Genomic DNA, 26,191 nt, shown 5'->3' on the forward strand with positions numbered 1-26,191 from the left:
GCTACCGCCCCGTCGCGTCGATCTCCGCGCGCGACCAGCCGCCGCCCATCGCCTGATACAAAGCGACGAAGTTGGTCAGACGGTCGGCCTGCGCCTGCGTCAGCGCGAGTTGCGCGGTCAAAAGGCTGCGCTGCGCATCGAGCTGCTCGATATAGGCCGAATAGCCCGCACGGTAGCGGTTGGTCGCATTCTCCAGCGCCCCGCGCGCCGCGTTCGCCTGATCGGCCAGGTCCTGCGCCTGCTGCGCGATGCGGGCATAGCCTGCCAGCGCGTCATCGACCTCGCGGAACGCGGTCAGCGCGGTGCGGCGATACGCGAATGCGGCCTGATCGCGCCGCGCCACCGCGCCGCGTTCCTGCGCGCGCAACCGCCCGCCGTCGAAGATCGGCGACAGGATGCTCGCCCCCAGCGAGAACACGCCGACCGGGTTCGCCAGCGCGGTCGACAGCACCACGCCCACAGAGCCGGTGAGCGCCAGGTTCGGCAGCATCGCCGCGCGCTGGCTGTCGAGCGAACGGTCGGCCGCGACCAACGTCTGCTCGGCCTGGAAAAGGTCGGGGCGGCGGCGCAGCAGGTCGGCTGGCAATCCGGCAGGAATTGGCGGCAGCTGCAATCGCTCGAGCGACAGCCCGCGCGCGATGCTGCGCGGCGCATCGCCGGTCAGCAGCGACAGCGCATTCTCCTGCCGGCTGATCGCGAGCTGCGCCTGCGGCACCAGTTGCGCGGTCGCGGCGTACTCCGCCTGCGCCTGCCGCAGTTCGAGCCGCGACGAGTAGCCGGTCTCGAACCGCCGCCGCGCGATGCGCAGCGCGTCGTTGCGTGCGGCCAGCGTCCCGCGTGCGATCTCCAATCGTTGGTCGAGCGCGCGGAGCGTGACGTAGCCCGTCGCCGTGCTCGCCGCGACCGCCAGCCGCACCGTGTCGCGTGCCCCCTCGCTCGCCAGCAATTGCGCGCGTGCGGCGCGGCTCGCCTGTTTCAGCCGCCCGAACAGGTCGAGGTCGAAGCTGGCGGTGATCGCGGGCTGTGCGCCCAGCGCGCGGCTGGGCGTGCCGAACGGGCTGAGCGTCTGGCCTTGCGTTTCGGGCACCTGTCCACCGATCGAGGGCAGCAGCTGCGCCCGCGCCAGCGCTTCCGCCGCACGCGCTTCTTCAACGCGTTTGGCGGCGACCGCGATGTCGAGGTTGTTGGCGAGCGCGCGCTCGACCAGCGCAGTCAGTTGCGCGTCGCCGAAGCTGGTCCACCAGGCTTGCGCGATCGGTTGCCCCGGCGGCGTCTGCGTCCGCCACGCCGGCGGCGGCACCACCGCGGCCGCGGCGGGCGCCTCGGCGCGCTTGCCCGGCAAGGTGCACCCCGCGAGCAGGAGCGCGGCGAACAGGGGAGCCGTGCGCGTCATTGCACCGCCGGCGCGCCGTTCAGGTCGACGCGCGCCTGCACCGACATGCCCGGGCGCAGCCGCTGCGCGAGTGGCTGACCGGAATCGATGCGGATGCGCACCGCGATCCGCTGCGGCACCTTGGTGAAGTTACCGGTTGCATTGTCCGATTTCAGCACCGCGAACTCGCTGCCCGCGGCGGGTGAGATACGCTCAACATGACCGCGGATGCGCGCGTTGTTGAGCGCGTCGACGGTGAAGCTCGCCGGCTGTCCGACAGCGATCCGCGCGGTTTGCGCTTCCTTGAAGTTGGCGATCACCCACACTTCGGGCGGCACGAGGAACATCAGCTGCGATCCCGCCGTCACGTACTGGCCGACGCGAACGCCGACCTCGGACAGCCGCCCACGCTCGGGCGCGCGGATCAGCGTGTTGGCGAGGTCGATGCGGGCGAGCCGCAACTGCGCTTCCGCGCCCGATACGCCCGCCTGCTGCCCGCCGCGGCCGACCTCGACCGTGCGGATGTCTTGGCTCGCGATCTCGCGCGCGGCCTGCGCCTGCCGCACGCCCGCCTGCGCCTGCCGCAGCGCGGCGAGCGTCTGGTCGCGTTCGCGTAGCGACACCGACCCGTCCTTCACCAGATCGTTGACGCGCGCCATATCGGCCTGCGCGCGCATCAACTGCGCCTGCGCATTCTCGACCGCCGCCTCCTGCGCGCCGAAACTCGCCTGCCGGCTCGCGGCCTGCTGGCGCGAGTTGGCGAGCGTCGCCTGTGCCGCCTCGACCTGCGACGCCGCTGCCTCGACGCGCTGTGCGTAGATGCGGCGGTCGATCTCGACCAATGGCTGCCCTTGCTCGACATTGGCGAAGTCACGCACCAGCACGCGCGTGACATAGCCCGATACCTGCGGGCTGATCACGGTCACGCGCCCGCGGACATAGGCGTTGTCGGTCGACTGGTCGTCGGGGTTGAACGGCCAGATCCGCCAAGCCGCCAGCACTGCGGCGAGTCCGGCGAGCGCCAGTACGACGATCAGCACGACCGAGCCCGCCTTCAGCTGCGGCGGACGCCAGCCCGACCCTTGCGGTGTGGCGGATGCGGGGACCGCACCATCGGCCGGCGTGCCGCCTTGCTCGGCGATCTTTTCCTCCGTCATCGGTGTCGGAGAAACGTTGGGGGAACGCGGGTCGGTCATGCGGCAACTCCGCGACGCGCGCGGATCGCACGCCGCACCAGCAGGAAAAGAAGGTAGAGGAAGGTCAGCGCAGCGAGCACCGCGACCAGCCGGAACACGTCGTTATAGGCGAGCACATTGGCCTCGCGCGTGGCCGATTGCGACAGCAGCGCCGCGCCCTCCGCGCTGCGCAGGCTTGGGTCGCCGACGACGCGACCGACCCCGGCGGCGCCCGCCTGGATGCGCTGCGTGACGATCGGGTCGGTCACGTCGACACCCTGCACCAGCGCAGCGCTGTTCGCCTTCTCGCGCACCACCTGGTACGTGCCGAGCAGCGCGGCACCGCCCAACCCACCCATCGAATTGATGATCCCGAACAATGCGATGAAGCTGATGATGTGCCCGCTGCCCGCCGCCAGCGCACGCGTCATTCCGAACAGCAAAGCGGGGCCGAGGAAGAACGCGCCGGCGAAGGCGATCACCGCTTGCGTCGCGTACAATTGCGGGGCGCGCGTCAGGCTGGTCGAATGCGAGTCGATGAAGGCGGCGACCGCGACCAGCCCGACCGCGAGCATGATCGGATGCGCCAACTTCTCGATGTTGAGCGTCACTGCGCTCGCCGCGACGCCCGCGACCGTCGCCAGCGTCAGGATCAGGAAGAACGGCACGAGCTGGTCGTTGTTCTGCCCCAGCACGGTCAACAGTCCAACCGCGCCGGTGGTCTGCTCCGCCAGCACGATCCGCGCCATAATCGTGACGATCGCAAAGCGCAGGATGTCCGCGCTCGCCAGCCAGCGCGTGTTGAGCAGCGGATTGGCGCGCCCGCTCTCGATCAGCAACGCGGCGGCGAGCATCGGGATCGCGACGATCATCGCCCAACCGATCCAGCTCGCCTGTGTCCACCATTCGATCCGCCCCAGCCCCAGCACCGCGGCGAACAGCGCCATCGAGCCTGCGAACAGCACGAAGGTGACGAAATCGAGTGGCTCGAACGCCTTGACGCGGTTGGTCGGCGGCAGCCTGAGCGCGATCACCGCGGCCAAGCTCATCGCCGCGAGCCCGAGCTCGAACAGGTAGAGCGTCCGCCACTGGCTCATCGCCAGCAGGTCGGGCGAGAACAGCCGCGCCATCGGCGTCGCGCATTGCGGCACGCCGATGCCCACCACCACCGCGCGCAGCCGCCACTTCGCCGGAAACCCCTGCATCAGATAATAGAGCGCCAGGCTGCTGATCGGTGCGCCCGCCATGCCGCCCGCCGCGCGCACCAGGATCGCCGAGCTGAAATCGCGCACGAACAGATGCGCGAAGGTGACGATGACATAGACCGCGAGAAAAATGATCGCGAAGGGGCGGAGCCCGAACTCCTGCCGGAACTTGATCATCAGCAGGTTGATGCTGACGTTGGTCATTACGTACACCGTCGGCAACCACGCGATCTCGGCCGGATCGAGCCCGAGCGCGCCCTGCAACGTCGTCGTATTGGCGGTGATCAGCGCATTGCCGAACCCCGCGGTCAGCCCCAGCAGCACGCCGATCAGTGCATAGGCGATGCGGCGGCGTGCGGGATGCTCGGGCGATCCGGGCGAGCCCGGCAACGCCGGCAGTTCGTGCTGCGCGAACGTCCATTGTTCTTCACGAAGGAAGTCGCGCACGCGCGCCATCACCGCCATGTTGCCGCTCTATGGCCGTTTCGCGACCAAGCGCAACGACCCATAAAGGGCGCGGCGGCACGTCTTGGCTGCGCCGCCACGGACTTGCCGGCCGCGGTACGTCAGATCGGCTGCGCAAGCGGGGCGGGGGTGACGCATGTTCGATCCTGCGGTATGACGTTGCGAAACGCAACGGAGAGGATCACGTCATGGCAACGCTGGCGACCGTCGACCATCAGGAGGCACAATATGCGCCGGGTGAGTGGGAGGCTCGGGTTGACCTCGCCGCCGCCTATCGGCTGGTCGCGCTATACGGCTGGGACGATCTGATCTTCACGCATCTGTCGGCGCGCGTGCCCGGACCCGAGCACCATTTTCTGATCAATCCGTACGACATGATGTTCGAGGAGATCACCGCCTCGTCGCTGGTTAAGATCGACGTCGAGGGCAATCCGGTCGGCCCCGCCACGCATCCCGTCAATCCGGCGGGTTTCACGATCCACTCCGCGATCCACATGGCGCGCGAGGATGCGGCGGCGGTGATGCACCTCCACACGCCGCACGGACAGGCGGTGTCGGCGATGGAGTTCGGCCTCCTGCCGCACACGCAGACCGCGATGATCGCGAGCCACGACGTCGCCTATCACGACTATGAAGGCATCGCGACCGACCTCGACGAGCGCGAGCGGCTGGTCGCCGACATCGGCACCAAGAACGCGATGATCCTGCGCAACCACGGCACGCTGGCGGTCGGCGACACGGTCGCCTCTTGCTTCCTCAGGCTCTACTTCCTCGAACGCGCGTGCGAGGCGCAGGTCATGATGTTGTCGGCGGGCCGCGAGCACCTCAACAATCCGCCGCAGGGTGTCGAGCACAAGGTCGCGGGACAGTCCAACCCCAAGGGCATGGGCGGCCTAGCGCAGAAGCTCGCCTGGCCCGCGCTGCTGCGCAAGCTCGACCGGATCGATCCGAGCTTCCGCCACTGAGCAGCGGCTGGCGGCTGCTCGTTCCGCGCCGTCGTTGCCACGGCGTTGAGCCCGCTATCTCGTCAGATGGTAGGAGGCGCGATCACGGGTCAAGCTGGGGATGACCAGCGCTGACAAGACCAGCGATAGCATCAACGAGAAAGGCCCCCGGCATCGCTGCCGGGGGCCTTTTCCATGTTATCGCTGACGGCTGACGCTTAGTCGCGGTCGCCGGTCAGGAAGGCGGGGGCGAACTCAGGATCGGGCCCGTTGTCCTTGCCGCCTTCGCTGCGCTCGCGGCGCGGGCCGCGGTCGCCGCCGCGGTCACCACCACGATCGCCACGACCTTCACGACGCGGACCACCACGATCACCACCGCCGCGGCCGTCACGGCGCGGACCACGATCACCGCGCTCGCCACCCTCACGCGGCTCGCGCTTCGGACGCGTGTCCTCCAGCTCCTCACCCGTCTCCTGATCGACAACGCGCATCGACAGGCGGACCTTGCCGCGCGGATCGATCTCGAGGACCTTGACCTTCACGGCCTGGCCTTCCGACACGACGTCGGTCGGCTTCTCGACACGCTCGTTCTTCATCTCGCTGACGTGGACGAGACCGTCCTTGCCACCCATGAAGTTCACGAATGCACCGAAGTCGACGATGTTGACGACCTTGCCGTCGTAGATCTTGCCGACCTCGGCCTCTTCGACCAGGCCCTTGATCCACTTGATCGCGGCCTCGATCTGCGCGCTGTCGGACGACGACACCTTGATGACGCCCTCGTCGTCGATGTCGACCTTGGCGCCGGTGGTGGCAACGATCTCGCGGATCACCTTGCCGCCGGTGCCGATCACTTCGCGGATCTTCGACTTGTCGATCGTGAACGTCTCGATGCGCGGCGCATGCGCCGACAGCTCGGTGCGCGTCGAGTCGAGCGCCTTCGCCATCTCGCCCAGGATGTGCGCGCGGCCTTCATGCGCTTGGCGGAGGGCGACGCGCATGATCTCCTCGGTGATGCCGGCGATCTTGATGTCCATCTGCAAGGACGTGATGCCCTCGCTGGTGCCCGCGACCTTGAAGTCCATGTCGCCCAGGTGATCCTCGTCACCCAGGATGTCGGACAGGACGGCATAGTCCTTGCCTTCGAGGATCAGGCCCATCGCAATGCCCGACACCGGGCGCTTCAATGGCACACCCGCGTCCATCATCGACAGCGACCCGCCGCAGACGGTCGCCATCGACGACGAGCCGTTCGACTCGGTAATATCCGAGGTGACGCGGATCGTGTACGGAAACTCCTCCTTGGTCGGCAGCACCGGGTGCAGCGCGCGCCAGGCGAGCTTGCCGTGGCCGACTTCGCGACGACCGGGCGCACCGAAGCGGCCGACTTCACCGACCGAGTAGGGCGGGAAGTTATAGTGGAGCATGAAGTTCTGGTACGACAGGCCGTTCAGCCCGTCGATCATCTGCTCCGCGTCGCGCGTGCCGAGCGTCGTGGTCGCGATCGTCTGCGTCTCGCCGCGGGTGAACAGCGCCGAACCGTGCGCGCGCGGCAGGAAGTGGACCTCCGCCTCGATCGGACGCACCGTCTTGGTGTCGCGGCCGTCGATGCGGCGGCCGGTCTTGAGGATCGCACCGCGCACGATGTCGGCCTCGAGCTTCTTCACCAGCTTCAAGGTGCCGAGATACTCGGCCGGATCGCTGTCCTTCAGCGACGCGAACGCCTCGCGCGCCTTGGTGCGGGCCGCATTGACCGCGGTCTGGCGCGCCTGCTTGTCGGTCAGCTTGTAGGCCGCCTCCATGTCCTTGCCGATGGCCTTCTTCAGCTTGGCCATCTTCGCCGACTTGTCCTCGACCGGCGCCAACTCCCACGGATCCTTCGCCGACTGCTCGGCCAGATCGATGATCGCGTTGATGATGTCCTGGCTCGCCTTGTGCGCGAACATGACCGCGCCGAGCATCACGTCCTCGGACAGCTCCTTGGCTTCCGATTCGACCATCATCACCGCGTCGTGCGTGGCGGCGACGACGAGGTCGAGCTCGCCTTCCAGCACCTCGGAGTCGGTCGGGTTGAGCTGATACTCACCGTCCTTGTAGCCGACGCGCGCGGCGCCGATCGGGCCCATGAAGGGCACGCCCGAGATCGTCAGCGCGGCAGAAGCGGCGACCATGGCGAGGATGTCCGGCTCGTTCTCGCCGTCGTACGACAGCACCTGCGCGATGCAGTTGATCTCGTTGTAGAAGCCTTCGGGGAACAGCGGGCGGATCGGACGATCGATCAGGCGGCTGACCAGCGTCTCACGCTCGGTCGCACCGCGCTCGCGCTTGAAGAAGCCGCCGGGGATGCGGCCCGAGGCCGAAAACTTTTCCTGATAGTGGACGGTGAGCGGGAAGAAGTCCTGCCCTTCCTTGACCGTCTTGGCGGCGGTGACCGCGCACAGCACGACCGTCTCGCCCAGCGTCGCGATCACGGCGCCGTCGGCCTGGCGCGCGACCTTGCCGGTTTCCAGCGTCAGGGTCTTGCCACCCCATTCGATGCTGACCTTCTTGGTATCGAACATATGATTTCCTTTGGACCGGATGCCCGATGCACCCGGGGCCTCTTGGTGCAGGCTGTCCGGCCTGCGCGGTGCGGGGCTTGTGGTCGCCCCTTCGCGCCGTCGCCGAATTGCGATGGCGCCGATAAGCGAAGGGCGGCCCGAGAGCCGCCCTTGCCGGTTACTTGCGAAGGCCGAGCTTCGCGATGAGATCGAGATACCGCTGACCATCACGCTTGCGGAGATAGTCGAGCAGCGAGCGGCGCTTGTTGACCATCATGAGCAGACCGCGACGCGAGTGGTTGTCCTTCGCGTGGCCCTTGAAATGCTCGGTCAGGTTGCGGATGCGCTCGGTCAGGATCGCGACCTGGACCTCGGTGGAACCGGTATCACCCTCTGCGCGGGCGTGTTCCTTGACGAGTTCCTGGCGGCGTTCTGCGGTGATCGACATTGTATCTTTACCTTCGACATCGGTTCAGAGGTTGAAGCCGCGAACGACGCGAAGCTGGTTGGCTTCGACCTCGGCCAGCGCGACGGGCGTATCGCCTGTGCACGCAAAGACGAGACCATCGTCGGCGGCGATCCCGTCCAGCACCCGCCCCTGTCGGAGCGCGCCTGCCTGGTCGGGGGTGAGGGGAAAGGCCGGGATGTCGTCCAGCCCCGCCCTCAATGGCAGGAGTAACGGTTCAAGCGCAGACGCCTTAGCGGCCGCGTCCAATTTGTCCAGCGTTATCGCCTGGGCAAGTGCGAACGGTCCCGCCTTGACGCGGTGCAGCCAGGTGACGTGGCCGACCGTGCCGAGCGCCAGCGCGATGTCGCGCGCCAGGCTGCGGATGTAGGTGCCCTTCGACACATGCGCGACCAGCGTGACCTGATCGAGCAGGGTGTCCCCCGCCGCATCACCGTCGCGCGTCAGGTTGTGGATCGTCACATTGCGGGAGGCGAGCACCACCTCTTCGCCCGCGCGCGCTAGGTCATAGGCGCGCTGCCCGTCGACCTTGAGCGCGGAATAGGCCGGCGGCACCTGCGCGATTGAGCCGGTGAAGCGCGGCAGCACCGCGTTGAGCTCGGCCACGCTCGGCCGTACGTCGCTGCGTGCGATCACCTCGCCCTCGGCGTCGAGCGTCGTTGTCTCCGTGCCGAAGCTGAGCGTGAAGGCGTAGACCTTGTCGCTGTCGAGCATCCGCCCGGCAAGCTTGGTTGCCTCGCCAAGCGCAATCGGCAACACGCCGCTCGCCAGCGGATCAAGCGTGCCGCCGTGCCCGACCTTGACCTTTGCGGCGCCAGCGGTGCGCAATGCGCGCTTCACCGCGGACACGACCTGCGTCGAACCAACTCCCACGGGTTTGTCGATAACCAGCCAGCCGTGCATGTCAGGCGATCGCCGCTGCGATGCCGAGATACACCTGCGTCAGCGCCTGCGCCGGCGGGCCGACCAGCCGCTGGACGATGTTGGCGCCCGGCACCAGCGCGGGCAGCACCAGCAGCAGGAGGATGAGCAGCGGAAAGCCGAACCGCGCCAATTTGTCCCATTGCAGCGCCGCGCGCTCGGGCAGCAGCCCGGCGACGACGTGCCCGCCGTCGAACGGCGGCAGCGGGATCAGGTTGAACAGCGCAAGGAAGACGTTGATCAGCAGGAAGTTGACGAGGTTGTCGCCCAGGAACGCCGCTGCGCTGCCGTCCGCCGGCTCACCCACCCAATGCGCGAAGATGCCGAGCAGCAGCGCCCCCACGAACGCCAGCGCCAAGTTCATGCCCGGGCCCGCGAGCGCGACGAGCATCATGCCGGTGCGCGGGGAAGTCCGCGTGATCCGCCGCGCATCGACCGGCACGGGCTTTGCCCAGCCGAACACCGGTGCCTTCGCGATCGCGAGCATCAGCGGCAGCACCACGGTGCCGATCGGATCGACGTGGCGCAGCGGATTGAACGACAGTCGCCTGAGCTGCGCCGCGGTCGGATCGCCCAGCGCGCGCGCGGCAAGCCCGTGGCTCACCTCGTGAAACACGATCGCGATCACCAGCGGGATGATCCACACCGCCGCCGACCAGATAACACCATTGGGGTTCATGGCCGCCGAGATAGGGCCGGAGCCGAGACAAGGCCAGCGCGTCCGCTGTAAGCAATAACATGTCGCGGGCGGCTTGACCGCGCGCGGATGAGCGTCAAACTCGTCGACCAACCTCTCGGAGTTCGTCACGCTCTACCGACAGTCAGCGCTCGGACATGATCCGCGTCGGACGCGCTGGGCCGTCGCGTCGATCGCACTGCATCTGGCGGTCGTCGCGCTGCTGCTCTGGTCGCCGGTGTCGCCTTTGCCACGCAGCCTGCCGACACCGGCGCTGATGACCTTCGATGTTCCGCCGCCGCTCGAGCCGCCGTTGCTGACCGCGCCGACCGAACCGGCGGTTCAACCCGATCCTGCGAGGTCGCGCAACGACGATCCCGGAGGCGCTTCTGCCGGGCGTGCCTCGCCACGCGACACGCAGGTCAAGCGCCCGCCCGCGCCGCAGCCCGAGGTGCCGCTACCGCCGGCACGGCTCGACCAATCGCCGATGCGCGCCGCGCCGATCACCGCAGACGGCTTTGCCGCGTCGCTCAATCCCGCCACCGACTCGATCGCGGGTCTGGGCAGCGCCGCGATGGGAGCAGGCATCGGCAGCAGCGACGGCGCGGGTGCCGGCAGCGGGCAGGGTGACGGCAACGGCGCTGGTCGCGGACGCGGCAAGCCGGTCCGCGCACGCTGGCAGCAGGTGCCGACCAACCTGGAAATGAAGCCCTATTGGCCCGAGCGCGCCCGCGCCGCGCGGCTGTCGGGCAAGGCGATCCTCGAATGCGTCGTGCCCAGGGTCGGACCACCGAAGAGCTGCCGTGCGCTTGCCGAGATCCCGAGCGGATCGGGCTTCGGACAGGCGGCGGTGAAGATGTCGCCGATTTTCCGCATCGTCCCCGTCACGCGTGAGGGCAGGGTCGAGGACATGCCGATCATCGTGCCGGTCGTGTTCACCTATACCGGCCGGTAAGGTCGGCTGCTAAGCCGCTTGCGTGCCTCCGGGCGGCACCGCATCATCGGCGCATGACCGTCCGCTCGCTTCGCCTCCTGCTCGCCGCCACGATGCTGGCAGCACCACTCCCCGCCGCCGCGCGCACCGTCGCGGTCGCGGAACAATCGATCGAGCAGATACAGGCGGCGATGACCGCGGGACGCGCGACCAGCGCCGAGGTGACCCGCGCCTATCTCGCTCGCATCGCGACGATGGACCGCAAGGGACCGACGTTGCGCAGCGTGGTCGCGCTCAACCCCGATGCGCTGGCGCAGGCGCGCGTGCTCGATGCCGAGCGCAAGGCCGGGCGCGTGCGCGGACCGCTCCACGGCGTGCCGGTTCTGGTCAAGGACAATGTCGAGACCGCCGACCGGGTCGCGACCACCGCGGGCAGCCTCGCGCTCGCCGCCAACGTGACCGGCCGCGACGCGCCGCTCGTTGCGCGGCTGCGCGCGGCGGGCGCGGTGATCCTGGGCAAGACCAACCTGTCCGAATGGGCTAACATCCGCTCCGACCGGTCGATGAGCGGGTGGAGCGCGGTCGGCGGGCTGGTGCGCAACCCCTATGCGCTCGACCGCACCGCCTGCGGCTCGTCGTCGGGATCGGGCGTGGCGGTCGCGGCGAGTTTTGCGGCGGCGGCGGTGGGGACCGAGACCGACGGGTCGATCACCTGTCCCTCGTCGCTGAACGGGGTGGTGGGGTTCAAGCCGACGCTCGGCCTCGTCAGCCGCACCCACGTCGTCCCGATCAGCCATAGCCAGGACACCGCCGGGCCGATGGCGCGCAGCGTCCGCGATGCCGCTTTGCTCCTGTCCGCGATGTCGGCACCCGACCCGGCCGATCCCGCGACCGCGGGGACGCAGGTCCGCGACTATACCGCCGGGCTGTCGACGGCGGCCTTGTCGGGGATGTGCGTCGGCGTGATCCGCCCGCGCGATTTGCCCGCCGATCTCGCCCAGCGCTTCGATGCCGCGCTCGCCGTGCTGCGCGCGCAGGGCGCGACGCTGGTGGAGATCACGCCGCCCAAGCTCGACGGGCTGGGCGAGGCGGAGATCCAAGTGCTGCTGACCGAGTTGAAGGCGGACCTGAACAGCTATCTTGGCTCCACGCCCGCCGCGGTCACGACGCGCACGCTCGATCAGGTCATCGCCTTCAACCGGGCGGACGCGAACGCGGAAATGCCGTTCTTCGCACAGGAAACGTTTGAGAAGGCGGCCGCGACCAAGGGGCTGTCCGATCCTGCCTACAAGGCAGCGCGCGCCAAATCGCTGCGGCTAGCCGGCGTGCAGGGCATCGACGCCATGCTGGCGCAGGCGAACGCGCAGGTGCTAGTCGAGCCGAGCTATGGTGCGGCGTGGCTGAGCGATCCGGTCTACGGCGATCAGTACAACGGCCCGTCCGCCGCCAGCCTTCCCGCGATCGCGGGCTATCCGCACCTGACCGTGCCGATGGGGCTGGTGCGGGGCCTGCCGGTCGGGCTGTCGTTCATCGGCATGCGCGGCGACGACGGGCGCGTGCTCGGGGCCGGCTACGCCTATGAACAGGCGTCGCACGCGCGCGTTGCGCCGCGCTATCTGCCGCACGCGGATGCAGGGGCCGGACTCGACGGACAGCGTTGATCGCGCGACCGGATATACGTGAGCGTCGACCGGCCGCTCAGCGATTTACGATATCTTCGCTTCGGCCGCTTTAATGATGTTCCATGCCGCTTCGTTTCCTGTGCCGGTCGATTGCCGCCGTGCTTGCCTTGTTGCTCGCGTGGCCGGCGGCGGCGCAAAGCGCCACAGCGGGTGAGATCGTCGCCACCTGCGTCGCGCCGGTGCATGCCAGCGACAGAGCCGCGGCGATGCTGCGCCCGCCCATGCGCTTCGATTGCACGACGCCGCAAATTGCCTTTGGCGCGGGCGATTACTGGGTGCGCGCACGTTCGGTGCCGACCGGCGCTGGAGCCGCACCGCGCGTGCTGCGGTCATGGAGCGTGTGGCAGCGCGCCGCGACCTTGTACTTCGGCTACGCCGACGGGGTGGTGATACGCCGCACGATCGACGACGTCGGTGCGGCACGCTCGATCGCGCTTGGCGCGGTGTTCGAGCAGCCGATCCCTGTTCGTGGGGTTCCGGTGACGCAGCTGCTCTGGCACGTACGCGGCGCCGCCAACATCCGCGGCATCGTCGCCAATGCGCGGATCGCGACGCCGGCCGAGAGCGTGAAGCGAAACCTCGTCTTTGCCACACTTTACGGCGGGTTCGGCGGGCTGTGCCTCGCGCTGCTGGTCTACAATCTGTCGCTCTGGTCGGCGCTCCGGCATCGGTTCCAGCTTGCTTATTGCGGCATGGTGAGCGCGCTTGCAGTCTATGCCTTTTCATCGTCGGGCGCGATGGCCTGGCTGTGGCCCGAACTCGGCAATCTCGCGCGGCTGCGGGTCAATTACGTCGCACTCGCGCTTGCCGCGGCGATGGCGTTATATTTCGCGCGCCACTTCTTTGAGTCGCGTGTGTTCGGCTCGCGGACGCTGCTCGCCGCGCGTGCTGTCGGCCTGTACCTTGTCGCGACTGCCGCCGCCTTCGCGCTGCTGGCGCCGTGGCAGGCGCGCGTCCTCGACCTTTTCTACTCGCTCGGCTTTGTGGCGTTGACGCTGCTGGCGGGCGTGATCCTCGTGCGCGCGTGGCGTGAGGGGAGCAATTACCTGTGGGTGTTCGGCGTGGCCTGGGCCGCACCCTTCCTGCTTGCCGCGATCCGCACGATGAGCAGCCTGCACCTGATCGCCTCGAGCACGTGGCTCGACAATTCGACACTCGCCGCGATGACGCTCGAGGCCTTGGTGTCGAGTGTCGCGATTTCCTACCGCATCCGCCTGCTGTCGATCGAGCGCGACGCGGCGCGCGCGCAGGAGCTGGTCGCACGCATGCTGGCGGATACCGATCCGCTGACCGACCTCCTCAATCGCCGCTCCTTCCTGCGCGAAGCATTGGTGGCAGGCGCACGCACGCCGCAATTGCTCGTTCTCGCCGACGTCGATCACTTCAAGCGGGTCAACGACACGCTCGGCCACGATCTCGGCGACGAGGTGTTGCGCCGTGTCGCCGCTGCGCTGCGCACGACCGCGCCGGCGGGATCGCTGGTATCTCGCATCGGTGGCGAGGAATTCGCGGTGCTCGCGCCGGCGGATACGCGTGGTCTGCCTGACCGCATCCTCGACGCGGTGCGCGCGACGCGGATGCCGTACGACCTCACCATCACCGTTTCGGTCGGCAGCCACGCCGGCGTGCTCGACCATGAGGGCGACTGGGCGACGATGTACCGGATGGCGGATCAGGCGCTCTACGCCGCGAAAACGGCCGGGCGCGACCGTGCGCGTGGCGCGGCCCTGTCGATCGCAGCCTGATCCCGTCGCAGGATCTTCTTCCCGCCCGCCCTCCGATCCTGTATGGGCACGTGCAGAGGGGAGCCTGATGCCGCAACATCGTCGCCGTCACATTGCCATCGCCGCCACCGGCGCCGTGCTGGCCCTGGTGGCGCTCAGGCACCCGTCCGCCGACCTGAAGATCATGACGCATGAGGCGCGCGACACCGCGCCGCATCGTATCCAGGCGGCGATCGACCTCGGGCTGGTCGGCGTCTCCGTGCTCTACACCTGGAGCGCGCCGCGCATCACCGGGTGAGGACGGACATGCAACGTCACGCGTGACCGATTGAAGCACGCGCGGCTCCTGCTTACACGCATGTCAATGATCGACGCTCCCATCTGGCAGACCAGCTACCGCCACCCGACGCCTTGGACGACCGAGCTGCCGCCGATGTCGATGCCGGCGCTGTTCGATGCCGCGGTCGAGCAACACGCCGTGCGCCCGATGATCGATTTCCTCGGTCGTCACTACAGCTATGCCGAGGTCGCCGACAGCGCACACCGCGTCGCCGCCGGGCTCGCCGCGCTCGGTTATGGCAAGGGCGACCGCGTCGGGTTGTTCCTGCCCAACGTGCCGCATTACGTCGCGGCCTATTACGGGGCGCTGCTGCTTGGCGCGACAGTGGTGAACTTCTCGCCGCTCTACACGGTCGATGAGCTGGTGCATCAGGTCGAGGATTCGGGCACGCGCGTGCTGTTCACGATCTCGGCCAGCGCGCTATTGCCGACCGCGCTCAAGGTGCTCGACCGCAGCGGGCTGGAGCGGCTGGTGGTCGGATCGGTCGCGGGTGCGCTGCCGCCGGCCAAGTCGCTCGTCTACCGCCTGTTCCGCGGCAAGGAGGTCACGAAGCGTCCCGATGACGCGCGCGTCACCGCCTTCTCCGCGCTGATCGACAATGACGGCAGTTTCGACCGACCCGCGATCGATGCCGAGCGCGGTGTCGCGCTGATCCAGTACACCGGTGGCACGACCGGCGCGCCCAAGGGCGCGATGCTGACCCACGCGAACCTGTCCGCCAACGCGCGCCAGGTCGTTTCGCTCGACCCGCGCCGCGACGAGGTCGACCGCATCGTCGGCGCGCTGCCGCTGTTCCACGTCTTTGCCAACACCTGCGTGCTCAACCGCACCGTCGTGAACGGCGGCGAGATGGTGCTGCTGCCGCGGTTCGAGGCGGGGCAGGTGCTGGCTGCGATTACGCGGACGAAGGCGACCGCGCTGCCCGGCGTGCCGACGATGTACCAGGCGCTGCTCGACCATCCAAAGTTAGCCGCCACCGACTTCTCGTCGCTGCGCATGTGCATCTCGGGCGGTGCGCCGCTGCCCGCGGAGTTGCGTGACAGATGGCAGGCGGCGACCGGTGCGCGGCTGGTCGAAGGCTATGGGCTGTCGGAGAGTTCGGGCGTGCTGACGTGTAACCCGTATGAGGGCGAGCAGCGCCCGGGCACGATCGGCCAGCCCGTGCCCGGCACCCGGCTGCGCCTCGTCGACAAGGAGGACGCCACGAAAGAGGTTGCCGCCGGCGCGCCGGGTGAGATCGTCGCGCGCGGGCCGCAGGTGATGGCGGGCTATTGGAACCGCCCCGATGCCGCCGCCGACGCGTTCGTCACGCTGGACGGGGAGCAGTGGTTGCGTACCGGCGATGTCGGCGTGATCGACGGCGACGGCTTCGTCGCGGTGGTCGACCGGTTGAAGGACATGATCTCGGTCGGCGGCTTCAAGGTGTTTCCGAGCCAGATCGAGGAAATCCTCTACCACCATCCTGCGATCAAGGAGGCGTTGGTGGTCGGCATTCCCGACGCCTATCGCGGCGAGGTGCCACGCGCCTATGTGACGCTGAACGACGCGTCTGACCCGGCGACCGCGACCGACCCGGACGCGCTGCTCGCCTGGCTCAACCCGCAACTCGGCAAGCACGAACGCGTCGACCGCGTGGTGGTGCGCGACACGCTGCCGAAGACGATGATCGGCAAGCTCAGCCGCAAGGACCTGCTGGCGCAGGTCGCCGCCGAGGCCGGCACCGCATCGTGACGGCGATCCTTGACCATCATCCCTGCGCTGCCGCATAGCCCGCGCATGGATCAGGCGATCGAGAACCTGTCGTTCGAGGAAGCGATGCGCGAGCTGGAAGGCATCGTCGGCAAGCTTGAATCCGGCGACACCCCGCTGGAGGATGCGATCCGGCTGTATGAGCGCGGCAGCGCGCTGCGGCAGCGCTGCGCCGACCGGCTCGACGCGGCACAGGCGCGGATCGAGGCGATCCGGGTCGGCGCCGACGGCAAGCCCGCGGGCGTGCACGCCTTCAACGCCGGATGAGCTCCGCGCCCGTCCAGCCGGCCGCACCCAGCCTCGCCGACGCGCTGGTCGAGGTGCAGGCCGAGATCGACCGCCGCTTCGACGCACTGCTCGCCGTTCCCGACGATGCACGCGCGCGGCTGTACCAGGCGATGCGCCACGCCGCGATCGGCGGCGGCAAGCGGTTGCGCCCGCTGCTGGTGTTCGCGACCGCGCGATTGTTCGACGTCGATCACGATCACGCCGGCCGCGCGGCGACCGCACTGGAGGCGATCCACGCCTATTCACTCGTCCACGACGATCTGCCAGCGATGGACAACGACGACCTGCGCCACGGCAAGGCGACCGTGCACAAGGCGTATGACGAGGCGACCGCGATCCTGGCGGGCGACTGCCTCCACGCGCTTGCGTTCGAGCTGCTGGCCGATCCTGCGACCCACCCCGACGCAGGCGTGCGCGCCGAACTGATCGCCGATCTCGCGCGGGCGTCCGGCCCCGCGGGCATGGCGGGCGGGCAGATGATGGACTTGGTCGCGGAAGGGACAACGTTCGACCTCGGCACCGTCACACGCTTGCAGCAGCTGAAGACCGGTGCGCTCATCTGCGCCGCGGTTGAGGCGGGCGCGATCCTCGGCCGCGTGGCGCCCGAACAGCGCACGTCGCTGCGCGGTTACGCGCACGACCTGGGGCTCGCGTTCCAGATCGTCGACGATTTGATGGACGTTGAGGGTGACGAGGAACTCGCGGGCAAGAAACTGCGCAAGGACGAGGCCGCGGGCAAGGAGACGTTCGTCTCGCTGCTCGGCATCGAACGCGCGCGCGAACAGTCGCGGATGTTGGTCGACCAGGCGATCGACCATCTGGCGCGCTACGGCGCGGAGGCCGACCTGCTGCGCCAGATCGCACGCTTCGTCGTCGAGCGGGATCGTTGAGCATGACTGATACGAGCGCAGCCGCCCCGCGCATCGGCGTCTACCCCGGCACCTTCGATCCGATAACACTCGGCCACATGGACATCATCCGCCGCGGGGCGAAGCTGGTCGACCGGCTGGTGATCGGGGTTACCACCAACCCGTCGAAGTCGCCGATGTTCTCGCTTTCTGAACGCATGGCGATGGTCGAGCGCGAGGTGGCCGGGATCGCGGGCGATATCCGCGTCGTGCAGTTCGACGCGCTGCTGATGAACTTCGCCGAGCGTGAGCGCGCCAGCGTCATCGTCCGCGGCCTGCGCGCGGTTGCCGACTTCGAATATGAATACCAGATGGCGGGCATGAACCAGAAGCTCAATGACCGGATCGAGACGGTCTTCCTGATGGCCGACGTCGCGCTGCAACCGATCGCATCGAAGCTGGTCAAGGAGATTGCGATCTTTGGCGGCGACATCCGCAAGTTCGTGACGCCATGTGTGCGCGAGGAAGTGGTCGCCCGCGTCGAGGTGGTCGGCCGCCGCGGCAGCTGACGCTCGTCAGCGCCAAGCCTGCGCGCCCTTCGGTTTGGCAAGCCCGCGCGCCATTCAGTTTGGCGCAAGCCGCGAATTGCTTTAGGTGAACGCCGTCCCTGTCATCACCGTGTAGGCCCGATGCGCTTTCTTGCCGCTTTCCTGTCGCTGATCCTGTCGTTCGTCGCGCTGCCTGCGTTGGCGCAGGCGCCCCAACCCGGTGCTGCTGCCCCGGCACAGCCATTGCCGACGACTGACCTTGCCAACGTCTGGCTGCTCGACCTGTCGACCGGCGGGCGTGTCGCGATCCTGCTGCGCCCCGATGTCGCGCCCAAGATGGTGGAGCGGATCAAGACGTTGACGCGCCAGCATTTCTACGACGGGTTGATCTTCCACCGCGTAATCGATGGCTTCATGGCGCAGGGCGGCGACCCGAAGGGTGATGGCACCGGCGGATCGCAGCTGCCCGACGTGCCGGCGGAGTTCAATTACCTGCCGCACGTGCGCGGCGCGGTGGCGGCAGCGCGGGCGGAGAAGGAAGACAGCGCGAACAGCCAGTTCTATATCGTCTTCCAGCCGCGCCTTCAGCTCGACAAGAAGTACACCGTATTCGGTCGCGTGATGACGGGCATGAACTACGTCGACACGATTGAGCGCGGCGAGCCGCCGGCGAACCCGTCGCGCATCCTCCACGCCTATATCGCCAGCGACAATCCGCCCGCCTATCAGGCCGCGCCCGCGCAGGCGGTGATCCCGGCCGCACTCGGCGACGTGACGCTGCCCGGAGCGAAGCCGGCGAAGCCGATGCCGGCGCCTGTGAAGAAGCGCAGCCCGCGCCGCTGACGCCTGCTCTGGTATTCGGGGTAAGCGCGTGAACGTCGACCTGTTCGATTTCGATCTGCCGGCCGAGCGGATCGCGCTGCGCCCCGCTGCGCCGCGAGACGCCGCACGGATGCTGGTGGTCGACGGTGCCGGGCTGCACGACCGCATCGTGTCCGACCTGCCGGTGCAACTGCGCGCGGGCGACCTGCTCGTCTTCAACGACACGCGCGTGATCCCGGCGCAGCTCGAGGGGACGCGCGGGCAGGCGCGCATCGGCGCGACGCTCCACAAGCGCGAGGGGTTGAGGCGCTGGCGTGCGTTCGTGCGCAACGCCAAGCGGCTGCGCGATGGCGACGTGATCGACTTCGGCCACGGCGTGTCCGCTACCGCAGGCGCGCGCGAGGAGGACGGCAGCCTCGCGCTCGACTTCCACGGCGACGAGCCGGTCGAGCTGCTGCTCGAGCGCGCCGGGCAGATGCCGCTCCCCCCCTATATTGCGGGCAAGCGCGCCACCGACGCGCGCGACGCCGAGGATTACCAGACGATGTTCGCGCGGCAGGCGGGCGCGGTCGCCGCGCCGACCGCGGCGCTGCACTTCACGCCCGATCTGCTCGCGCGGGCAGAGGCGGCGGGGATCGCGCACGCGACGCTGACGCTTCATGTCGGCGCGGGCACGTTCCTGCCGGTCAAGGCGGGCGACACCGACGACCACCGCATGCACGCCGAATGGGGCCGGATCGACGCCGCAACCGCCGATCGGCTGAACGAGGTACGCGCGCGCAGCGGGCGCGTGATCGCGGTCGGCACCACCTCGCTCCGCCTGATCGAGAGCGCGGCGGATGCGGACGGCACGATCCGCGCATTCGAAGGCGACACGTCGATCTTCATCACGCCCGGCTATCGCTTCCGCGGCATCGACGGGTTGATGACCAACTTCCACCTGCCGCGCTCGACCCTGTTCATGCTCGTGTCAGCGCTGATGGGACGGGAGCGGATGCAGGCGGCCTACGCGCACGCGATCGCGTACGGCTATCGCTTCTATTCCTACGGCGACGCATCGTTGTTGTTGCCGGAGGTCGCCGCATGATCGCGGCGCTGCTCGCGCTGGCGTTACAAGCGCCCGAGGCGGGCGACGTCGTCGTCCGCGCGCCGCTGCCCGGCACGCCGCAGACGCCCGCGACGATGGTGGTCGAGCCGGTGGCGATGATGATCGCGACTTTCGACACCGACGGCGACGGCTTCGTCGACCGGGCAGAGCTTCAGGCGGGCGTGCAGCATTCGTTCGAGGTGATCGACACCGCAAAGACGGGCTACCTGCGCTACATCGCCTTCGCCGACTGGGCCGAGCGCTGGCTCGGCGACCGCAACGCGCTGCCAAGCCCGTTCGAGGTCGATCGAAATCAGGACGATCAGATCTCGCTCGACGAGTTGCAGGACCATTTCTCGCGGCTGTTCGCGCGCTACGACAAGAACGGCGATCACCGGATCAGCCGCGCCGAACTGGTCACATATCGCACGGGACCGATCGACGCCAAGGGGCCGACTGCCGGACGACCGATGCCCAAACCCGCGCCTCCGCCTGAAAAGAAGCGCCGGTGACCCGCTTCGCCTTCACGATCGCCGCGAACGACGGACGCGCCCGCACCGGCGAGATCGCAATGGAGCGCGGCGTCATCCGCACGCCCGCGTTCATGCCGGTCGGCACCGCTGCGACGGTCAAGGCGATGAAGCCCGCCGATGTGCGCGCGGCGGGCGCCGACATCATCCTCGGCAATACCTACCATCTGATGCTGCGCCCGGGCGCCGAGCGCGTCGCGCGGCTGGGCGGGTTGCACGCCTTCATGGCGTGGGATCGACCGATCCTGACCGACTCGGGCGGCTATCAGGTGATGAGCCTGTCCGAGCTGACCAAGCGCTCGGAGGAGGGCGTCGCGTTCCGCTCGCATCTCGACGGATCGCGCCACCTCATCACGCCCGAGCGCTCGATCGAGATCCAGCGTCTGCTCGGCAGCAACATCACGATGGCGTTCGACGAACTGGTGCCGACGACCTCGACGCGCGAGGTGCAGGCTGCGGCAATGGAGCGGTCGATGCGCTGGGCGAAGCGCAGCCGTGACGCATTTGATGGGCGCGACGGCGCCGGCGGCGAGGCGCACGCCAAGCATAACGCGATCTTCGGCATCCAGCAGGGCGCGCTTGACGAGGGGCTCCGCCGCGCTTCCGCCGACGCGCTGGTCGACATCGGCTTCGACGGCTACGCCATCGGTGGTTTGGCGGTGGGTGAGGGGCAGGAGGCGATGTTCGCCTGCCTCGACTACGCGCCCGCGCAATTGCCCGCCGATCGTCCGCGCTACCTGATGGGGGTGGGCAAGCCTGACGACATCGTCGGCGCGGTTGAGCGCGGGGTCGACATGTTCGATTGCGTGCTTCCCACGCGCTCTGGCCGCACCGGGCAGGCGTTTACGCGCACCGGGCCGCTCAACATTCGCAACGCGCGCTTCGCCGAGGATCAGGGACCGCTCGACCCGACTTGCGCGTGCCCTGTCTGTGCCACGTGGAGCCGCGCCTATCTGCACCATCTGGTGCGTGCGGGCGAAATGCTTGGCGCGATGTTGATGACCGAGCATAACATCTTCTTCTATCAGGCGCTGATGGCCGATCTGCGCGCCGCGATCGCTGCGGGCACGCTCTCGGACTTTGCGGGCGATTTCCGCGCGCGCTACGGCCGCGGCAAGGGAGAATGACGATGAGCGACGAGCCGAACGAGATCCTCGAAGCCGCCAAGGCCGCAAAGGCGCACAAGGACGCCGGCGCCGATAAGGCGAAGGCGAGCGATAAGGCGCGCCGCTGGCAGCTTGGCAGCATCGTCGGGGTCGGCATCGGCTCGGCCGCGGTCGCCGCTGCATTGCTGTTCGCCAACGGCAAGAAGCGCTGACCATCCGCGACCCTGGCCGCGCGCCGCTAGCGGTTCGGCAAGGATTGCTGCGCTAAGGCGTGCATTGCCCTGCGGGACTGCAGGTCATGGCACGGAGCAGGCGCGATCATCGGCATGGCGAGGCGAACGGGACCGGGTACCGCTTTGGTGCGGTTGCGTCAGGTGCGCGTGTCGTGGGCGATCGTCGCGGCGCTCGTCATCCTGCTCGCCTCCGCGCTGGCGGTGCAGGGCATGCTGCGTGTCGTGGGGGAGGGGCTGACCCGGCGGGGAGGGGCCGTCATCAGCGTGCCGGTCCCCGGTCGCGCCCAATCGTCGGCCGGTCGCGCACAAGCCGCCGCCGACCCGGTCTACGCCTCTCCCGCTGCCGGCGCGACCGGAACGATCGCGCTGCCGCCCGTGCCGCTCGCCTTTGCGCGATTATCCGCCAACAACGGCTCGGTGGTCGCCGCACGACCATTCTCCACTGTGGCAGCAACTGCGGTCGATCGCGGCCGCGCGCTCGAATGCCTGACCGCGGCGATCTATTACGAGGCAGCGTCGGAGCCCGATGACGGCCAGCGTGCGGTCGCGCAGGTGATCCTCAACCGTGCGCGCCACCCCGCCTTTCCCGCCACGGTCTGCGGCGTGGTCTATCAGGGGTCGGAGCGGCGTTCGTGCCAGTTCAGCTTCGCCTGCGACGGCGCAATGGCGCGGGTGCCGTCGCCGTCCGGCTGGGCACGGGCGGCGCGCGTCGCGGCGGCGGCACTTGGCGGCTACGTCTTCGCGCCCGTGGGGCTCGCGACCCATTATCACACCTATGCGGTCACCCCGGCGTGGAACCGCACGCTGGTGATGACCGACGCGGTCGGCGCGCACTTCTTCCATCGCTGGAAAGGATTTTGGGGCACCGCCGGCGCGTTCGTCCAGCGCTACGTGGGCCATGAGCCGGTACCAGGTCCGCACCACATGGTCGATCCGATGATCCCGACGCCGATCGTCGCCGCAAGTCAGGCGATCGTCGCACCCGCACCCACGAGCGGAGTGACGGCTCCGATACCGACTGCCACGCCGACGCGCGCCCCCGCCGCTGACCGCAAGATTACGCCGGCGACCGACATGCAGCCACGTCACGCGAACAGCGGCGATGCCATTGCACCGCCGCCATCTGTTGCCGCACCGAAGCCCAACCTGCCCGAGTCGCAGGTGCTCGATCGCTGGAAGGACTCGGGCAAGCCGCTCAGATAACGTGCTTCAACGGCAGCGCACGTTGTTCCTGTCGACCGACTGACCCAGCGCCGCGCCACCCGCACCGCCGAGCAGCGCGCCGAGTAGGCCCGACCCGCCCGGCGCGATCGCTGAGCCGAGCACGCCGCCCGCCAAACCGCCCACGATCAACCCGGTCGTGCCATCGTTGCGGCGGCAGTAATAACGTCCGTCACGCCCGGCATATACGCGGTCGCGGCGGCTCAGCCGACGCTCGCGGTAGCTCGGATCGTCGCGGTAATAACGATCGGCGTAATAGCCGTTATACGCCGGATCGGGCCGGTTGTAATCGTACGCGCCATAGCCGTTATAGCCGGCGTAGCGCGGGCCGGGGCCGTAATCGCCTGCGCAACCCGCCACCAGCATTGCGGCGCCGAGCGCCATCACCGTCATCTTCATCATCCGCCTCCTTGAACCAAGTGACGGAGGCGAAATGAACGACCTGGGCGACGGGTTGCATTTTACGCGATGAGCAAAGTCTGCATCCCTGCCGCCCGTTTATCGTGCGATCCCGCCCGCCGCCAGCACCGCCAGCGTCATCAGGTCGCCCGCGGTCGACGTCATCGGCGCGATCTGCACCGGCTTCTCCATTCCGATCAGCATCGGGCCGATCATGTCGTCGCCGCCCAGTTCGCGCAGCAGCTTGGCCGAGATGTTGGCCGATTGCAGCCCCGGCATGACCAGGATGTTGGCCGGTCCCGACAGGCGCGCGAACGGATAGTTCGCCTGCTGCTTGGGATTGAGCGCCACGTCGGGCGACATTTCGCCCTCATATTCGAAGCCGACCTGCCGCCCGTCGAGCACGGTCACCGCCTGGCGGATGTTGTCGAGGAACGAACCCTCGGGCGTACCAAAGGTCGAGTAGCTCAGGAACGCGACACGCGGTTCGTGGCCCATCCGGCGCGCGACCGCGGCGGTCTGCTCCGCGATGTCGGCCAGCTCCTCCGCGCTCGGGCGTTCGTTGACGGTCGTGTCGGCGATGAAGATCGTGTGGCTCTGCCCGACCAGCACGTGGATGCCGAACGGGGTGCGATCGGGCTTGGGATCGATCACGCGGCGCACCTCGCGGTAGCTTTGCGCGAAGGTGCGCGTGATGCCGGTGATCATCGCATCCGCCTCGCCCAGTTGCAGCAACACCGCGCCGAAGGTGTTACGATCCTGGTTGATCATCCGCTCGCAGTCGCGGCGCAGGAAGCCGCGGCGTTGCAGCCGACCGTAGAGGAAGTCGACCATCCGCGGCACCAGCGGCGACTTGCGGCTGTTGTGGACCTCATATTCTTCGGGGTGCGTGATGCCCAAGGCAGCGAGACGGTCGTGCACGTCGTCGCGCCCGACCAGCACCGGGGTGCCGTAGCCGCCTTCCTTGAATGCGATGGCGGCGCGCAGCACGACTTCTTCCTCACCTTCGGCGAAGATCACGCGCTTGGGATGCGCACGCGCGCCCTCGTAGGCGAGGCTCAGCACCGACGTGGTCGGGTTCAATCGCGCGCGCAGCGACTGGCGATACGCATCGATGTCGAGGATCGGCTTGGTCGACACGCCCGAATCCATCGCTGCCTTGGCAACCGCGACCGACACTTCCTCCATCAACCGCGGATCGAACGGCGCGGGGATGATATATTCGGGGCCGAAGCTGTGCTGGACGCCGTAGGCCGCGGCGACTTCCTCCGGCACGCGCTGCCGCGCCAGTTCGGCGATGGCGTTGGCGGCGGCGATCTTCATCTCGTCGTTGATCGCGGACGCACGCACGTCGAGCGCGCCGCGAAAGATGAAGGGGAAGCCAAGCACGTTGTTGACCTGGTTCGGATAATCCGACCGCCCGGTGGCGATGATCGCGTCGGGACGCGCAGCGCGCGCCTGCTCGGGGCGGATTTCTGGCTCCGGGTTCGCCATCGCGAAGATGATCGGCGCCTTGGCCATGTCCTTGACCATCTCGGGCTTGAGCGCGCCCGCCGCCGACAACCCCAGGAACACGTCAGCACCCGCCAGCGCCTCGGTCAGCGTGCGCCGGTCAGTCGCGACCGCGTGCGTCGACTGCCACTGGTTCACGCCTTCGCGCCCCTGGTAGATCACGCCGGTGCGGTCGCAGATGATGACGTTCTCCTGCCTGACACCCATCGCCTTGATCAGGTCGGTGCAGGCGAGCGCCGCCGCGCCTGCGCCGTTCACGACGACCTTGATCTCGGACAGCTTGCGCCCGGTCAGCAGGCACGCGTTGATGAGCCCCGCGGCGCAGATGATCGCGGTGCCATGCTGGTCGTCGTGGAAGACGGGAATGTTCATCCGCTCGCGCAATGTCTGCTCGATGATGAAGCACTCGGGCGCCTTGATATCCTCAAGGTTGATGCCGCCGAAGCTCGGCTCCAGCAACGCGACCGCGTTGACGAAGGCGTCGACGTCCTCGGTCGCCAGTTCCAGATCGATCGAGTCGACGTCGGCGAAGCGCTTGAAGAGCACCGCCTTCCCTTCCATCACCGGCTTGGACGCGAGCGCGCCGAGGTTGCCGAGCCCGAGGATCGCGGTGCCGTTGGAGATCACCGCGACCAGATTGCCCTTGGCGGTGTAATCGTAGGCAGTGGCGGGGTCCTCCGCGATCGCGCGCACCGGCACCGCGACGCCCGGTGAGTAGGCCAGCGCCAGATCGCGCTGCGTCGCCATCGGCTTCGACGCGATGATCTCGATCTTGCCCGGCCGCCCTTCCGAGTGGAACAGCAGCGCCTCGCGCTCCGAAAACTGGTCGTTGCTCACTTCTTCGGCGGGGGTGCGCGGATCGGTCATGCCGCTGCCCTTACGGAAAGGTGGCCGCAATGTGAACCGCTACCAGACGCCCGCCACACGCCGCTCGTGATCGAGCAGGAAACGCTTGGTTTCTAACCCGCCTGCGAACCCGGTCAGCGCGCCGTTCGCTCCCACGACCCGGTGGCATGGCGCGACGATCGACAGCGGATTGCGCCCGTTCGCCGCGCCCACCGCGCGCGTGGCGGAAGGGCGGCCGATCGCACGCGCGATCTCGGCGTAGCTGCGCGTCCCGGCGAATGGAATGTCGGCGAGCGCCAGCCACACGTCGCGCTGGAACGGCGTGCCCTGCGGGTCGAGCGGCAGGTCGAACGTGGTGCGCGTGCCGGCGAAATACTCGCTGAGCTGCGCAGTAGCCGCGGTGAGCACCGGATGATCGTCGCGCTCGCTCGCCTCGCCAAGCCGCACCCGGTCGGGGGCCTCGTCCGGCCACAGGATCGCGACCAGCCCCGCGTCGGAGGCGACCAGCGTCAATGCACCGATCGGGGAGGGCAGGGACGTGCGGTACAGCATGGCGAC

25 protein-coding genes are annotated in these 26,191 nt (G+C 68.4%); 15 read left to right on the top strand and 10 right to left on the bottom strand.

Annotated elements, in window-relative coordinates; all coding sequences use genetic code 11:
• Position 1: 1 nt before the first annotated feature.
• The 3 genes from SMN802W_RS0113050 to SMN802W_RS0113060 are packed head-to-tail and all read right to left on the bottom strand — an operon-like array spanning position 2 to position 4,217.
• A complete protein-coding gene (locus SMN802W_RS0113050; RefSeq protein WP_019517361.1) occupies positions 2–1,393 on the bottom strand; it encodes an efflux transporter outer membrane subunit in 1,392 nt (463 codons plus the stop codon).
• Complete coding sequence (locus SMN802W_RS0113055; protein ID WP_026326104.1) at positions 1,390–2,568, bottom strand: HlyD family secretion protein; 1,179 nt, start codon at positions 2,566–2,568, stop codon at positions 1,390–1,392. Before SMN802W_RS0113055 ends, SMN802W_RS0113050 begins: the two co-directional genes overlap by 4 nt.
• Positions 2,565–4,217, bottom strand: a complete 1,653-nt coding sequence (locus tag SMN802W_RS0113060; protein WP_019517363.1) for an MFS transporter — start codon at positions 4,215–4,217, stop codon at positions 2,565–2,567. Before SMN802W_RS0113060 ends, SMN802W_RS0113055 begins: the two co-directional genes overlap by 4 nt.
• 188 nt (positions 4,218–4,405) lie before the next feature.
• Between SMN802W_RS0113060 and SMN802W_RS0113065 the strand changes: the two genes are divergently transcribed.
• On the top strand, positions 4,406–5,182 hold the full coding sequence (locus SMN802W_RS0113065) for a class II aldolase/adducin family protein (RefSeq protein WP_019517364.1): 777 nt from the start codon (positions 4,406–4,408) through the stop codon (positions 5,180–5,182).
• Positions 5,183–5,379: 197 nt separating this feature from the next.
• Here SMN802W_RS0113065 and pnp read toward each other — a convergent pair whose 3' ends face one another.
• The 4 genes from pnp to SMN802W_RS0113085 form a co-directional block, all read right to left on the bottom strand.
• On the bottom strand, positions 5,380–7,722 hold the full coding sequence (gene pnp, locus SMN802W_RS0113070) for a polyribonucleotide nucleotidyltransferase (RefSeq protein WP_019517365.1): 2,343 nt from the start codon (positions 7,720–7,722) through the stop codon (positions 5,380–5,382).
• Between the two features lie 157 nt (positions 7,723–7,879).
• Entirely contained in the window at positions 7,880–8,149 is a 270-nt protein-coding gene (gene rpsO, locus SMN802W_RS0113075; protein WP_019517366.1) for a 30S ribosomal protein S15, read from the bottom strand.
• A 24-nt stretch (positions 8,150–8,173) separates the two neighbouring features.
• On the bottom strand, positions 8,174–9,070 hold the full coding sequence (gene truB / locus SMN802W_RS0113080; RefSeq protein ID WP_019517367.1) for a tRNA pseudouridine(55) synthase TruB: 897 nt from the start codon (positions 9,068–9,070) through the stop codon (positions 8,174–8,176).
• A 1-nt stretch (position 9,071) separates the two neighbouring features.
• Positions 9,072–9,767 carry a site-2 protease family protein gene (locus tag SMN802W_RS0113085; RefSeq protein WP_019517368.1) on the bottom strand — a complete coding sequence of 232 codons (696 nt, stop codon included), beginning with the start codon at positions 9,765–9,767 and terminating at the stop codon, positions 9,072–9,074.
• A gap of 274 nt (positions 9,768–10,041) precedes the next feature.
• Here SMN802W_RS0113085 and SMN802W_RS0113090 point away from each other — a divergent pair, with 274 nt between their 5' ends.
• From SMN802W_RS0113090 to SMN802W_RS17140, 14 genes are all read left to right on the top strand, one after another.
• The gene (locus SMN802W_RS0113090; protein ID WP_019517369.1) at positions 10,042–10,719 is read left to right on the top strand and encodes a TonB family protein; all 678 of its coding nucleotides are present in this window, start codon (positions 10,042–10,044) and stop codon (positions 10,717–10,719) included.
• Between the two features lie 53 nt (positions 10,720–10,772).
• Positions 10,773–12,359, top strand: a complete 1,587-nt coding sequence (locus SMN802W_RS0113095) for an amidase (RefSeq protein WP_019517370.1) — start codon at positions 10,773–10,775, stop codon at positions 12,357–12,359.
• Positions 12,360–12,442: 83 nt separating this feature from the next.
• A complete protein-coding gene (locus tag SMN802W_RS0113100) occupies positions 12,443–14,125 on the top strand; it encodes a sensor domain-containing diguanylate cyclase (protein WP_019517371.1) in 1,683 nt (560 codons plus the stop codon).
• 67 nt (positions 14,126–14,192) lie between these two features.
• Positions 14,193–14,402 carry a hypothetical protein gene (locus tag SMN802W_RS0113105; RefSeq protein ID WP_019517372.1) on the top strand — a complete coding sequence of 70 codons (210 nt, stop codon included), beginning with the start codon at positions 14,193–14,195 and terminating at the stop codon, positions 14,400–14,402.
• Positions 14,403–14,468: 66 nt separating this feature from the next.
• Positions 14,469–16,175: a long-chain-fatty-acid--CoA ligase gene (locus tag SMN802W_RS0113110; RefSeq protein WP_019517373.1), complete on the top strand. Its 1,707-nt coding sequence runs from the start codon at positions 14,469–14,471 to the stop codon at positions 16,173–16,175.
• A gap of 45 nt (positions 16,176–16,220) precedes the next feature.
• Positions 16,221–16,460, top strand: a complete 240-nt coding sequence (locus SMN802W_RS0113115; RefSeq protein WP_019517374.1) for an exodeoxyribonuclease VII small subunit — start codon at positions 16,221–16,223, stop codon at positions 16,458–16,460.
• Entirely contained in the window at positions 16,457–17,371 is a 915-nt protein-coding gene (locus SMN802W_RS0113120; RefSeq protein ID WP_019517375.1) for a polyprenyl synthetase family protein, read from the top strand. Before SMN802W_RS0113115 ends, SMN802W_RS0113120 begins: the two co-directional genes overlap by 4 nt.
• Positions 17,372–17,373: 2 nt before the next feature.
• Positions 17,374–17,898 carry a pantetheine-phosphate adenylyltransferase gene (coaD, locus tag SMN802W_RS0113125; protein ID WP_019517376.1) on the top strand — a complete coding sequence of 175 codons (525 nt, stop codon included), beginning with the start codon at positions 17,374–17,376 and terminating at the stop codon, positions 17,896–17,898.
• A 120-nt stretch (positions 17,899–18,018) separates the two neighbouring features.
• A complete protein-coding gene (locus SMN802W_RS0113130; RefSeq protein WP_019517377.1) occupies positions 18,019–18,720 on the top strand; it encodes a peptidylprolyl isomerase in 702 nt (233 codons plus the stop codon).
• 28 nt (positions 18,721–18,748) lie between these two features.
• Entirely contained in the window at positions 18,749–19,786 is a 1,038-nt protein-coding gene (gene queA, locus SMN802W_RS0113135; protein ID WP_019517378.1) for a tRNA preQ1(34) S-adenosylmethionine ribosyltransferase-isomerase QueA, read from the top strand.
• Complete coding sequence (locus tag SMN802W_RS0113140) at positions 19,783–20,298, top strand: EF-hand domain-containing protein (protein WP_019517379.1); 516 nt, start codon at positions 19,783–19,785, stop codon at positions 20,296–20,298. The genes queA and SMN802W_RS0113140 overlap by 4 nt, the downstream gene beginning before the upstream one ends.
• A complete protein-coding gene (tgt, locus tag SMN802W_RS0113145; RefSeq protein WP_019517380.1) occupies positions 20,295–21,443 on the top strand; it encodes a tRNA guanosine(34) transglycosylase Tgt in 1,149 nt (382 codons plus the stop codon). Before SMN802W_RS0113140 ends, tgt begins: the two co-directional genes overlap by 4 nt.
• 2 nt (positions 21,444–21,445) lie before the next feature.
• Positions 21,446–21,634, top strand: a complete 189-nt coding sequence (locus SMN802W_RS0113150) for a hypothetical protein (RefSeq protein ID WP_026326108.1) — start codon at positions 21,446–21,448, stop codon at positions 21,632–21,634.
• A 114-nt stretch (positions 21,635–21,748) separates the two neighbouring features.
• Entirely contained in the window at positions 21,749–22,858 is a 1,110-nt protein-coding gene (locus SMN802W_RS17140) for a cell wall hydrolase (RefSeq protein ID WP_156818896.1), read from the top strand.
• Between the two features lie 6 nt (positions 22,859–22,864).
• Here SMN802W_RS17140 and SMN802W_RS0113160 read toward each other — a convergent pair whose 3' ends face one another.
• From SMN802W_RS0113160 to SMN802W_RS0113170, 3 genes are all read right to left on the bottom strand, one after another.
• Entirely contained in the window at positions 22,865–23,278 is a 414-nt protein-coding gene (locus tag SMN802W_RS0113160; RefSeq protein ID WP_026326109.1) for a hypothetical protein, read from the bottom strand.
• Positions 23,279–23,374: 96 nt separating this feature from the next.
• The gene (locus SMN802W_RS0113165; RefSeq protein WP_019517385.1) at positions 23,375–25,654 is read right to left on the bottom strand and encodes an NADP-dependent malic enzyme; all 2,280 of its coding nucleotides are present in this window, start codon (positions 25,652–25,654) and stop codon (positions 23,375–23,377) included.
• 39 nt (positions 25,655–25,693) lie between these two features.
• A complete protein-coding gene (locus SMN802W_RS0113170; RefSeq protein WP_019517386.1) occupies positions 25,694–26,185 on the bottom strand; it encodes a methylated-DNA--[protein]-cysteine S-methyltransferase in 492 nt (163 codons plus the stop codon).
• Positions 26,186–26,191 lie beyond the last annotated feature (6 nt).

The organism is Sphingomonas sp. Mn802worker (assembly GCF_000382485.1).
GTDB lineage: Bacteria > Pseudomonadota > Alphaproteobacteria > Sphingomonadales > Sphingomonadaceae > Sphingomonas.